Below are 12,120 nucleotides of genomic sequence, written 5' to 3'. Positions count from 1 at the left end.
GAAGGACACCTCCAGCGATGCCCCACTTCCACGTCCGCCTCACCGACGAGACCGCCCCCGAGATCGACGGCCGCCCGATCACCCCCGCGCCGGACCAGTCCGTCCACGAGGCGGTGCTCGATCTGCTGCACCACCACGCCCAGTTGCTGGCCACTCCGGTGCACGCGACGGTGGTCGAGGGGGCGGGTGAGGGGCACTTCGTGTTGGAGGTGGCGCCGGACGGGTCGAGCAGGGTGTTGGAGGAGGTGCCGGAGGGGGTTGAGGCGAGGGGGAGTTCGCCGGAGGAGACGGAGTCTTGGGGGGAGGCCGCTGCGGAGGCTCCGGCGGAGCTGCTTGCCTCGGCGCGGGTGCCGGCGGCTGCTTCGGTGTCGGTCCCGGCTTCGGCCTCTGTTCCGGTCCCGGCTTCGGGGTCGGCGACTGTTCCGGCGTCGGCCCCTGCTCCGGTCCCGGCTCTGACGCCGGCCTCTGCGCCGGTGCCGGCGGCTGCTTCGGTGTCGGTCCCGGCTTCGGCTCCGGCCCCTGCTCCCGTGCCGGCCTCTGCTCCGGCGTCGGCCTCTGTTCCGGTGCCGGCGGCTGCTTCGGCGTCGGCCTCTGCTCCGGCCCCGGCCCCTGCTCCGGTCCCGGCTCTGACGCCGGCCTCTGCTCCGGTGCCAGCCCCTGCTCCGGCGTCGCCGGTCGCCCCAAGTGGACTCGCCCAGCCGGAAGTTGCGCCGGAGCCGTCCCCTCCCCGCCCCTCCGCCCTCGCCTCCGCCCTCGCCCAGGCCCGCGCCCGCGCCACCGCCGCCACCCAGCTCCCCCCGCCGCCCCCGCCCCTCACCCGAGAGGTCGCCTCCCGTATCGCCCGGGTCAACGCCCTCTCCGCAGCGGGCCACTTGGACCAGGCGTTCGCCGAAGCCACCACACTGCGCGAGGAGTTGACGGCGTCGGCGGGCACCGAACACCCCCACGCCCTCGAAGCCCGGGCGATCGAGGCCTACTTGGCGCATCTGCGCGGCGACCACCGGGAGGCGACGGTGCTGGCGCTGGCGGTGGCCCGTATCCGCTGCGGGGCCGGCGACCCGAGGGCGGCGGAAGAGGTCGCGCGAGCGGCAGCGGCGTGGCAGCGGCTCGACGACGACCGCGCAGCCCTCGTACACGGCCGCGAACTCCTGCACATGTGGGACAGGTTGCGCCGGCGCGGACTGCTCCCGCCGGCGTACGCGAGCCTCGTGGAACAGGTCCGGCGGCATGTGGAGGCGCTGGCGATATACGCCTGACCCGCCGCCGACCCCCGCACCGGCCTGCGCGTAAACCGCGCGGCGCCGGTCGTACAGCCGTTGTCAAACGAGCGTCAAACGAACGTGGAACGCCCCTCGGAACACTCCCCAGTCAAGAAGACCCCCAACCCCTGGCTCCCCACCAGGGGCCGGTCTTCCTGAGGGAGCAGGAGCTCACCATGAACGTGACGGTCATCGGCTCGGCGAACGCGGTCTCCACCGAGGAACGGGCGCTGCGCGACCTGTACTTGGAGCACGGACCGGCGCTGTACGCGTACGTACTGCGCATGCTCGGCGGCGACACGCACCGCACGGAGGACGTCATCCAGGAGACGCTGCTGCGCTGCTGGAGCAAGCAGAACCTGTCCGACCACGAGGGCATGGCGGTGCGCCCCTGGATGTTCCGGGTCGCCCGCAACCTCGTCATAGACGGCCACCGCACCAAGATGGCCCGCCCGCTGGAGATCGGCGGCGCGACCTGGCTGAGCGAACTCGGCGCGGAGGCCGACGAGATAGAGAGCATGCTGTCGTCGATGGTGGTGCACGACGCCCTGGAGGACCTGACGCCGGCCCACCGCGAGGTGCTGCACGCGACGTTCTTCGCGGACCGGACGACGCAGCAGGCGGCGGACGCGCTGGGCGTTCCGCAGGGGACGGTGAAGTCCCGGGTGTATTACGCGCTGCGGAGTCTGCGGACGGCGCTGGAGGGGCGCGGGCTGGTGCGGTAAGTCCCGTTTGGGAGACCGCTGTTGAGTGACCGCTTCAGCTGCCGAGCGGTTACTTCAGGCGGTCATTTCAGGAGGAGCCGCACCTCCTCCGCCTCCTCCCCGTGCCCGCCCTCCTCCAGCAGGACCAGCGCCGATCCCCAGGCGGCGCGCGCGGAGCCCTCGTCCCCGGCGGCATGGTGGGAATCCCCGAGATGCCGCAGCGTGTCGGCCTCCAAGTACCGGTTCCCGATGCGCTGATAGAGCTGCACGGCCGCCTCGAAGCGCTCGACGGCGTCGGCGTGCCGCCCGAGGTGGTGCAGCGCGTACCCCACACTGTCCTGCGCGGACGCCTCACCGCTGGGGTCCCCGACCTTGCGGTGCAGCGCGATGGCCAACTCGCAGTTCTCCAGGGCCCGTTCGGGCTCACCGAGCAGGATGTACGTCCAGCCGATCTCGTTGAGGACGCTCGCCTCGCCGCTGTGGTGGCCGAGCGAGCGGTACAGCTCACCGGCCTGGGCGTAGTGGCCGAGTGAGATGTCGTACTTGGCAAGGGCGTTGGCCTGATAGGCGAACGCGCGATGGGTGCGGGCGCGGCCGAAGGCGTCACCGGCGGCGCGGAACAGCTCAAGTGCCTGCGCCAGCAGCCGCATTGCCTCCTCGGGGTGCCCGAACCGGGTGTGCCCGAAGCCGAGTCCGCGCAGCGCGTGGGCCTGGGCGACGGGGTCGCCGAGCGCGCGGGCGGCCCTCAGGGCGGCTTTGTTGATCTCCATGAGGTCGCGCTGGAAGCCGAGCCGGTCGAGGGAGAGGTCGAGCGCGTGGGCGAGCCGCCAGGCGTACGCGAACTGCCCTTTGGAGACGGCGTGTTCGACGACCGCGCGCAGGACATTCCGCTCGGTCCGCAGCCAATCGGTCGCCTGCCGGCTGTCGTCGAACCGAACGGGCCCGCTGTCCGTTGTGGTGGGTGGCTGCGGGATGGTCTCGCGGAACGGGCTGAGCACGGCGGACGCGTGGAGGGCGGTGTGCAGATAGTGATCGAGCATGCGCACGACCGCGCCTTCCTGCACCGCCCCGCTGTCGAGATCGACGGTCAACTCCCGTGCGTAGACCCGCAACAGGTCATGGAAGACGTACCGCCCGGGCCGCTGCTCGATGAGCAGACTGGCCCCCGTCAGCTCGGCCAGCGCCGGCCGCACCCGGCGCCGCTCGACCCCGCTGAGCGCGGCGGCGACGGCGGCGGACACATCGGGCCCCGGATGCAGCGCGAGCCGTCGGAACAGCTCGGCGGCGACGGGGGAGAGGGCGTGGTACGACCACGAGAACACCGCCCGCGCGTCGGCCCCGATGTCGTCCCCGGCGACGAACGCGTCGAGGCTGCCGTGATCCTCGCGCAACTCCTCGACAATGTCGGAGAGTTGGAACGCGGGCCGGTAGGAGGCACGGGCGGCGACGATGGCGAGCGCGAGCGGCAGCCGGGCGCACAGCTGGACGATGGCGTCGGCGGCCCGGGGTTCGGCGCCGACGCGCTGCTGCCCAACTCGCCGTGCCAGCAGCTCCCTTGCCTCCTCGGTCCCGAGCAGCCCGAGCGTGAAGGGCGTGGCCCCGTACCGTACGACGAGCCCGGTGAGCCGGCTGCGGCTGGTGACGAGGACGAGGCAGCCCGAGGCGCCCGGCAGCAGCGGCCGTACCTGTTCGGTGTCCCCGGCGTTGTCGAGCACGATCAGCACCCGCCGCTCGGCCAACACGCTCCGATAGAGCGCCGCTTGGGCGTCGAGTCCTTCCGGCACGGCCTGCGCGGCGACCCCCAGCGCCATCAGGAACGTCTCCAGCGCCTCCCCCGGGTCCATCCGCGCGCCCCCGGGGTCGTACCCGCGCAGATTGACGTACAGATTCCCGTCGGGAAAGGCTCCGGCGACCCGATGCGCCCAGTGCACGGCGAGCGTGGTCTTGCCGGCGCCGGCCATCCCGTCGAGCACGGCGATCGAGGACTGTCCGTCGCCCAACAGGGCGGAGAACCGTTCGAGTTCGGTGCGCCGACCGGTGAACGTCGGCAGATCGGCGGGGAGTTGGGAGGGCCGTATGCGGGAGGGGCCCGGTGGTTCGGGCGGATGCAGTCCGAGGGAGGGATCGTCGGCGAGGACGCGGGCCTGCAACTCCCGTAGCGAGGGCCCTGGTTCGATGCCCAGCTCATCGACGAGGGATCGCCGCGCCTGGGAGTAGGCGTCAAGCGCTTCCCCTCTTCGGTCACTGCGATAAAGGGCAAGGATGAGCAGTTCACGGAACGACTCCCGGAGCGGATGCTCGTCGCACAGCGCCCGCAGCTCGGCCAGCACCCCGGTGTGCTGCCCGCACTCCAGCTCCAGCCGCATCCTGAACTCCAGCGCCCGCAGCCGCCGTTCGAGCACCTCGACCCGAACCGCCGAGGCGAACGGCCCCGGCACCCCGAGCAGCGGTTCCTGCCAGGAGCCGAGCACATCCCGCACGATCCGCAGAGCATCGTCGAACTCCCCGGCGGCGCGCGCCTGTTCGGCCCGCAGAAGCTCACTCTCCGCGAAGTCGAGATCACTGGAGACGAGGTCCCGCCGCAACACGTACCCGTCCCCGGCGGACAGCACCACACGCGGCGCCTCACTGGCCCCCCGGTCAGGCTCAAGAACCTTCCGCAGCCGGGAGACATAGGTCCGCACCACAGAAACGGCCCCCCGAGGCGGCGAACTCCCCCAAACCCCGTCGACAATGAGGGAAACCCCCACCGGATGCCGTTTGCTCACCAGCAAAGCCAGCACGGCCTGCTGCTGAGGCGCCCCGACGGAAACCTCCACCCCCCCAACCCAGACCCGAACCCGCCCCAGCATCGCCACGCGAATACCTACAGCCCCACTGTCCGCCACGCTTCCGGACAGTAGTCGTTACTTAGGCGAACATCACTGTGTGCGGAAGCTTTTGCGCCATAGCTTGTCTCATAATCGCTGGTGAGGGCGGACGGGCGAGCCACGGACTCATAGGCCTTGGTCCGATAACTCTCTTGAAACTGACCGGAGTTGAACTCAGCCACCCCGGACCGGCGCCGTGTACCTATGCAAACCACCGCGCATTGGTCTGCTCCACGCGTATCACCCTCGACGCCGAAGCCGGCACGCCCCCCGCTCCAGATAAACCGCCAAACCAGCCGCCCGAGCCTGGACGCCCGCTGTGATCCGGCGTACGAGGCGGGGGAGGGCGAGTTCCGGGAGGCGTTCGGTGGGGTGGAAGTCGTAGCCGCGCAGTTCGTCGGCCTGTAGCGCGATCCGCCGGCGCTCGCCGCCCTGCGGGAGGACCTGTACCGGGAGAACGTGCCGTTCGACCGGGCCTTCTGGACCGTCTACTACGACCTCGGGCACGGCACCGGCGGACGGCTCGCCACCGCCGCTCGCGTGTCTCCCGTATCCCCGCCCCCGAACTCGCCCCCTGGTGCCGGGCCCTGGCCCTCGACGGACTCCTCTCCTACCGGGAGACCGGCGACCCGAGAGCCCCGCGCATGACCGACGTGCTCGCCGCCCTCCCCGCCCCCGAGGAGGGCCGCGTGACCACCTACGCCCCGCGCCACCTCGTCAACGGCGACCCGTCCCGCCCCGTCCACCTCACCGAGTCCCTGCCCGACGCCGAACCGCCGGACCGCATCAAGGCGCTGACAGACGCCCCCCGCGCAGCCGTTCCCCGAGCCCGCGCGGCCCGCGGCGGTGGGGACATATTCCGGATCGGCGGGGGCGCGGCGGTTGCTACCGTCGGGTCCGTATCCCACCAGCCGGATCAGAAGGATCTCCCTCATGCATGATGCCCGCGCCCTCATCGACATGGGTGCCGAAGCGGTTCGTCGGCTCGCTCGCCGCGGCTACTCTCTGGACCTGCCCGAGCTGGAGTCCCTCCAGTCCCGGCGCAACCAGAACATCCGCTCGGCCGACGAGCTGCGGGCCGAGTCCAAGCGGGTGGCGGGTGAGGTACAGCGGACGGCCAAGCAGGGCGGCGACATCGCCGGACTGAAGGAGCGCGCCCGCGAACTGAAGGACCGCATCCGGGACATCGAGGCCGGACAGGCCCAGGTCGAGGAGCAGCTGCGCGACCTCCTCCTCAGCATCCCGAACCTGCCGGACGACGCCGCCCCCGACGGCGACTCCGAGGACTTCGCGGTCGAGATCCGCCGGGTCGGCACCCCGCCGGTCTTCCCGTTCGAGCCGAAGGACCACGTCGACCTCGGCGAGGCCACCGGCATCCTCGACTTCGCCCGTGCGACGAAGCTGTCCGGCCCGCGCTTCGCGGTCTCGCGCGGCGCCGGAGCGGCCCTGGAACGCGCCCTGGCCACACTCTTCCTCGACCTGCACACCCGCCGGCACGGATACGTCGAGCACGCGGTCCCCTACCTGGTCACCCGCAAGACCATGACCGGCACGGGCCAGCTGCCGAAGTTCGAGGAGGACCTGTTCAAGACCGGCGTCGCCGACCGGGAGCTGTTCCTGATCCCGACCGCCGAAGTGCCGCTGACCAACCTCTACGCCGACGAGATCATCCCCCCCGCCGAACTGCCGCTGGCGCTCACCGCCCACACCCCCTGCTTCCGCTCCGAGGCGGGCTCCTACGGCCGCGACACCCGGGGGCTGATCCGCCAGCACCAGTTCGCCAAGGTCGAGATGGTCCAGATGGTCGACCCGGCGGACGCGGACGCCGCGCTGGAGACGATGGTCGGCCACGCCGAGGCGTGCCTGAAGGAACTCGGGCTCGTCTACCGCGTCGTCAAACTGGCCGCCGGCGACACGGGCTTCTCCGCCCAGCTCACCTACGACCTCGAGGTCTGGATCCCGAGCCAGAACACGTACCGCGAGATCTCCTCGGTCTCCAACTTCGGCACCTTCCAGGCCCGCCGCGCCAACATCCGCACCCGTGGCGAGGACGGCAAGCCCAAGCTCGTCGCCACCCTCAACGGCTCCGGCCTCCCCGTCGGCCGCACCCTGGCCGCGCTCCTCGAACAGTGCCAGCAAGAGGACGGCTCCCTCGTCCTGCCCGAATCCCTCGTCCCGTACCTCGGCTTCCGCCGCATCTCGGCGGACGGCAAACCGGAGGCGTAAGCGCTCGTCGCTCGGTAACCACGCCTTCCCGCCCGCCGGCCAACGACGGCTGTGGGGGGTCGCCGACGTACACCTCCTAGGGCCGGGCCGGCGGACGGACCTGGAGCCCGACCGGGCCCGCCGCCCGGCCCGCTCACCGAACGCGCGCTGCGCGACACCGGGTACGACCTCCTGGTCGCCGGGCACGAGTACCCGTCCCGGCCGGCCTGGACGCGCACCTGGCGCGAGCCGGACTGCGACATCGCCACCTTCCGGCACACCGACGCGGCCTTCGACGGCGAGCGCGCTGCTACTCGCCGGAGACGACCGAGCGGTACGCGCACCACCGTCCCCGCGACCGCCCCCGCCAACACCGGCCTCGACTTCATACGGCTCGGCCGCACAGACGAGGAGAAGCACCGCACCTAGGGCCTGTCCGGCGGATCCTGCTGGGGTCGCGGGGTCTGGCACGCCCTCCCCCAGGCGTTGTCGTCGGTTGCCGACGTCCCCCGGCCTTCGGCCGGGAGGTGCCCCCACCGCGTCGCCCGCCGCGGCAGCGGCAGATGTCAGCGTCTCCTCCGCCTTGCAGCCGCACGCACCAGACCCCGCTCACGCAAGCCGGCCGGCCTGATCCGCCGGACAGGCCCTAGCCGTCCGGGCGGCCCAGCTCCTCGGCCGCCGGACACGGATCGCCGGCCCCGTCTTCGACGAGGCGTACGTACGCCGCCACGCACGCCTGTTCGGCGCGGACCACGTGCAGTGGCTCGGCGAAGACGGCCGCCCTCCGCGACGGATCCGTACGTACGGGGAGGCCGGCGCGGCCGTCTTCGGCGAGTCCCCGCGCGCCGCACCCCCGTGGCCGCACTCACCTGGCGCGAGGGAACCGCGCCGAGGCGGCCCTGTGCGACCGGACGGGCGCGGCCACGGTGGCCGACCCCGCGGCGGACGACGAGACGGCGGCGAAGCTGCTCGCCCTCGCGATCGAGCGGGCCGGGAACTTCGGCCACACGGAGGTCCAGGAGACGGGGATGCGCCGCTTCACGGCGATGTCGCCCCGACCATGCTGAGCGCGCCCCCTCCTTCGGGGCCCGCGTGTTCGAGGCCCTCCGCCAATCCCTGGGAGCCCATTGGGAGTTCACGGTCTCCGAGGAACGCCGTACCCCTGGGAGGAACTCCTGACGGGCCTCAAGGAGGGTCTCGCCGCCCAGGGCGTCCGGCGAGAACCCTGCCTGCCGCTGCGGTGGGGCCGCGAGACCGAGCTGACGATCTCGGCGGTCCAGGCCCTCGATCCGTTCCTCAAGGAGGTCCGCCAAGGTGACCTACCGCAGCGGCTTCCTCCCCCAGCCCGTAGTCCGCTCCGCCGCGACACGTCCGGCACGCTCCTGGACGATTTCCTGACCTCGTCCGCCAACATCTCCCGCGTCCAGCCGATCCAGCGCCTCGACGAGTACGGGGGCATCCTGCGACGGCAGGCTGGGCGCACTGTCCGGGTTGGGCTTCCACGCCCGCCACATCAGCATCCACGGCAGGCCGACGGTATGGCGACGACGCCAGGTGAAGGGCATGACCCTCCACTTCAACCACCTGGACCTCCCCCTGGGCGACATAGTCCTCCTCCGGCCCACCGACACCCCGCCCACCTGGCCGTAGACTTCGGCACCGGCTTGGAACGCCTGGCCTGGCCGTGGACCTCGGCACGGGCCTGGAACGCCTGGCCTGGGCGAGGACGCGGCTGGACTGGAGAGACCTGATCTTCGGCAGCTTCGCCCCCTGGCACCCCCACCGACCCTGGACACCGTCCGCACCGCCCCCTGATCCGCACGTCCTACCGCTACTGGAGCCTGTTCGCCGAACCGGAGGTGCCGTGGGGGGCTGTGACGGTGAGGATGGGGGAGGAGCTGGGGGTCTGAGAGGCCCTGCTCACGGCGCCCGCTCGACTGACACCCAGAGGAACCCCACAAAACAAATCAGACCCGACGCTGATCTCTCAGCGCCGGGCCTGACCTGGCGTAATACTGTCGGGGTGGCGGGATTTGAACCCACGACCTCTTCGTCCCGAACGAAGCGCGCTGCCAAGCTGCGCTACACCCCGATATCGCTGCTGTCCTGCTCCCTGCGGCGACGTCGTTTACTTTAGCCCACCGGCGGCTGGAGACGAAATCCGGTTTTGGGGCGGGGGTGGAGGGGGCCGGGGCGGGCGTGGTCGAGGGCGGTGAGGAGGAGGGAGAGGGCGTAGAGGGCGAGGCCTAGGAGGAGGGCGTTGGCCAGGGTGTGCTTGTAGCCGTGGGCGGCGACGTCCAGGAAGGGATAGAGGTAGTCGGCCCCCGCACGAACCCCTGCGCGAGCCCCCTCCCGCACCCCCTCACCCACCCCTCCGGCGCCCCCTTTGACCACTTCCCCGACCGCCCCCTTGACCACCCCGCCGACCGCCGCTGTTCCCGTCCCCCCAGTCCCCATCCCTCCGGCAACTCCTGTCCCCGTCCCCCCGGCCGCCCCCGTACCCACCCCGCCCGCCAAGTAGTACCCCCGCGCCAACGTGAACCCCAGATACGCCAACGGATACAACAGCCACGCCGCCGCCTGCCGCACCCGCATCCGCCCCGGCGGCGTCAACAGCAGCCAGTCCAGCACGGCCGCCGCCGGCACCACCGTGTGCAGCAGTTGCCCGGCCACCGCATGCCACCCCGTCGGCGCCCCCGCCACCCCCGTCACCGACACCACACCCGCCCGCCCCGCCAGCAGCAGGTGATACAGCAGCGCCCCGGCCACCACATACAGCAGCGCCGCCCCCGTCACCGCCCCCGGCAATGGCCGCCGGGCGGTCCACGCCCGCCGCGCCGACACGAACGTCACCATCGCCAGGATCAGCGCCGCCTGCACCGAGAAATGGCTCAGCACCTGAAGCGGACGCCCCAGTAGCACGGCAAGCCCCACGCTCGCCGCCGCCCCGACGGCCAGCAGCAACCGCAGCACCGCGGCCACCGGCCGCCGCACCGGCGCCACCACCGCCGACGCCGGCACATAAGAGGGGAACAGGGCATGCGTACGGGGAATCGCCGGCAGCTCGGGGATGTCCCTGGGTATCGGAGCGGTCATGCCCCCAAGCTAGGCAAACAGGGCATACCGGGCGACGCGAGTGACCCACCCGAGTGACCCGCCCAACTGCCTCCCGGCCGCCCTCAGATCACCCCGGCTGCCCCAGATCGCCCTGGCCGACTGAGTCTCCCCGACAGACCTCACGGATCACCTCCGGCCGACCGAACCCCGTAACGAATCCCAGCCCGGCCCTGCCAGTTCGCCCCCGCGACCCTCCCCTAACCCACCCCCTTCCCCACCTCCACCAACGTCAACAACGTCACCTCAGGCGGACAAGCGAACCGCACCGGCGTATACCGATTAGTCCCGCACCCCGCCGACACATGCAGATAAGCCGTCCGCCCCCCGGCCGTATGCGTGGACAACCCCTTCACCCGGTCCGCGTCCAGATCACAGTTCGTCACCAGCGCCCCGTAGAACGGCACACACAACTGCCCCCCATGCGTGTGCCCCGCGAGGATCAGCGGATAGTCGTCGGCGGTGAAGGAGTCGAGGACCCGCAGATACGGCGCGTGCACCACCCCCATCGAGAAATCGGCGGCGGCCGACGGGCCCCCGGACACCCGCGCGTACCGGTCCCGCTTGATGTGCGGATCGTCGAGACCGGTCAGCTCGACGGAGACCCCCTCGATCTTCAGCACCCCGCGCGTATTGGTGAGGTTGAGCCACCCGGCCGCGTCGAACCCGTCCCGCAGGTCCTCCCAGGGGTTGTGGATGACGCCTACGACGGGGGCGTTGCCGTTCAGGCCGTGCTTGCCGGTCGTCCGCTCCAGCAGATAGCGGGCGGGGTTGCGCGGCTTGGGGCCGTAATAGTCGTTCGAACCGAAGACGTACGCCCCCGGGAACTCCATCAGCGGGCCCAGCGCGTCCAGCGTCTCCGGGATGCCCTCGGGGTCGGACAGATTGTCGCCCGTGTTGATCACGAAGTCGGGCCGCAGCCCGGCGAGCGAGCGCAGCCAGCGCTGCTTCTTGCGCTGGCCGCCGACCATGTGGATGTCGGAGACCTGCAAGACGCGCAGCGGACGCATCCCGGCCGGCAGGACGGGGACGGTGACCCGCCGCAGCCGGAACGAACGGGCCTCGAACCCGGCCGAGTAGAGAAGTCCGGCGGCCCCGACCGCCGCGATTCCCAAGGGAATTCCATATCGCGCTCGCATACGAACATCGTGTCAGACCCCCCACCCCCACTTCACCGCCCGCCCCCCTGATCTCACCCCCAAAGCCCCCCTAGGGGAACCTCACCCCAAAACCCCGACGCCCGGCCCCCCCGACCTTTGCCCCCTGAGCCCCGCCCCGTCACCGCCCCACCCCAAAACCCCGACGCACCACCCCACCCCCACCTGCCACAATCACCCCATGACCACGCTCAAGTCCAAGCTCCAGAAAGACCTCAACACCGCGATCAAGGCCCGCGACGAACTCCGCTCCTCCACCCTCCGGATGACCCTCGCCGCGATCACGAAGGAAGAGGTCGCGGGCAAGGAGAAGCGCGAGCTCTCCGAGGACGAGGTCCAGAAGGTGATCACCCGCGAGGCGAAGAAGCGCCGCGAGGCCGCGGAGGCGTTCGAGCAGGGCAACCGGCCCGAGCAGGCGGAGCGGGAGAAGGCGGAGGGCGGCGTCCTCGCCGAGTACCTGCCCAAGCAGCTCACCGACGAAGAGCTCGACGGCATCGTCGCGGCAGCCGTCGCCGAGGCCAAGGCGAACGGCGCCGAGGGCCCCCGCGCGATGGGCGCCGTCATGAAGCTCGTCAACCCCAAGGTCGCGGGCCTCGCGGAGGGCGGCCGAGTGGCAGCAGCGGTCAAGAAGCACCTCGCCGGCTGAACGAGAAACACCGGCCGCCCAAGAAGCCGCCCGCCCGACCCCCCGGCGCCGCACGACAAAGGGGCCCCTCGTCATCGTAGGAAAACATTCCTGTACGACGACGAGGGGCCCCTTCTCAAGCTCCTCGGGTCAGCGCAGCGTCCCCACCTGAAACCGCCAGGTCAG

General features: G+C 71.4%; 11 protein-coding genes and 1 tRNA gene. 7 read left to right on the top strand and 5 right to left on the bottom strand.

Translation table 11 applies throughout. From position 1 onward, the window contains the following. Positions 1–17 precede the first annotated feature (17 nt). Positions 18–1,256: a hypothetical protein gene (locus ACYUD3_RS05435; RefSeq protein WP_470964457.1), complete on the top strand. Its 1,239-nt coding sequence runs from the start codon at positions 18–20 to the stop codon at positions 1,254–1,256. 179 nt (positions 1,257–1,435) lie between these two features. After that, the gene (locus ACYUD3_RS05430; RefSeq protein ID WP_470964454.1) at positions 1,436–1,984 is read left to right on the top strand and encodes a sigma-70 family RNA polymerase sigma factor; all 549 of its coding nucleotides are present in this window, start codon (positions 1,436–1,438) and stop codon (positions 1,982–1,984) included. A gap of 62 nt (positions 1,985–2,046) precedes the next feature. On the opposite strand, the gene ACYUD3_RS05425 is transcribed toward ACYUD3_RS05430, so the two are convergent. Next, complete coding sequence (locus tag ACYUD3_RS05425; protein ID WP_470964451.1) at positions 2,047–4,578, bottom strand: ATP-binding protein; 2,532 nt, start codon at positions 4,576–4,578, stop codon at positions 2,047–2,049. A gap of 495 nt (positions 4,579–5,073) precedes the next feature. Next, a complete protein-coding gene (locus ACYUD3_RS05420) occupies positions 5,074–5,340 on the bottom strand; it encodes a hypothetical protein (RefSeq protein ID WP_470964448.1) in 267 nt (88 codons plus the stop codon). 137 nt (positions 5,341–5,477) lie between these two features. Here ACYUD3_RS05420 and ACYUD3_RS05415 point away from each other — a divergent pair, with 137 nt between their 5' ends. From ACYUD3_RS05415 to ACYUD3_RS05400, 4 genes are all read left to right on the top strand, one after another. Then, positions 5,478–5,774, top strand: a complete 297-nt coding sequence (locus ACYUD3_RS05415; RefSeq protein ID WP_470964445.1) for a hypothetical protein — start codon at positions 5,478–5,480, stop codon at positions 5,772–5,774. Continuing rightward, a complete protein-coding gene (gene serS, locus ACYUD3_RS05410) occupies positions 5,767–7,059 on the top strand; it encodes a serine--tRNA ligase (RefSeq protein WP_470964442.1) in 1,293 nt (430 codons plus the stop codon). The genes ACYUD3_RS05415 and serS overlap by 8 nt, the downstream gene beginning before the upstream one ends. Before the next feature lie 51 nt (positions 7,060–7,110). Beyond that, a complete protein-coding gene (locus tag ACYUD3_RS05405; protein ID WP_470964439.1) occupies positions 7,111–7,467 on the top strand; it encodes a hypothetical protein in 357 nt (118 codons plus the stop codon). Positions 7,468–7,964: 497 nt separating this feature from the next. Then, complete coding sequence (locus ACYUD3_RS05400) at positions 7,965–8,105, top strand: hypothetical protein (RefSeq protein WP_470964436.1); 141 nt, start codon at positions 7,965–7,967, stop codon at positions 8,103–8,105. Positions 8,106–9,056: 951 nt separating this feature from the next. On the opposite strand, the gene ACYUD3_RS05395 is transcribed toward ACYUD3_RS05400, so the two are convergent. The 3 genes from ACYUD3_RS05395 to ACYUD3_RS05385 form a co-directional block, all read right to left on the bottom strand. After that, positions 9,057–9,130, bottom strand: a tRNA-Pro gene (locus tag ACYUD3_RS05395). A 41-nt stretch (positions 9,131–9,171) separates the two neighbouring features. Beyond that, on the bottom strand, positions 9,172–10,134 hold the full coding sequence (locus ACYUD3_RS05390; RefSeq protein ID WP_470964433.1) for a Pr6Pr family membrane protein: 963 nt from the start codon (positions 10,132–10,134) through the stop codon (positions 9,172–9,174). 218 nt (positions 10,135–10,352) lie between these two features. Continuing rightward, positions 10,353–11,291, bottom strand: coding sequence for a metallophosphoesterase (locus tag ACYUD3_RS05385; RefSeq protein WP_470964430.1), 939 nt, complete (start codon positions 11,289–11,291; stop codon positions 10,353–10,355). Between the two features lie 199 nt (positions 11,292–11,490). Between ACYUD3_RS05385 and ACYUD3_RS05380 the strand changes: the two genes are divergently transcribed. Next, positions 11,491–11,955, top strand: coding sequence for a GatB/YqeY domain-containing protein (locus tag ACYUD3_RS05380; protein WP_470964427.1), 465 nt, complete (start codon positions 11,491–11,493; stop codon positions 11,953–11,955). Positions 11,956–12,120: the final 165 nt, after the last annotated feature.

This window comes from Streptomyces sp. AMJ-169 (assembly GCF_055597585.1).
Note: the sequence above shows the minus strand (reverse complement) of the source record. Positions and strands in the feature narration are given on the sequence as shown.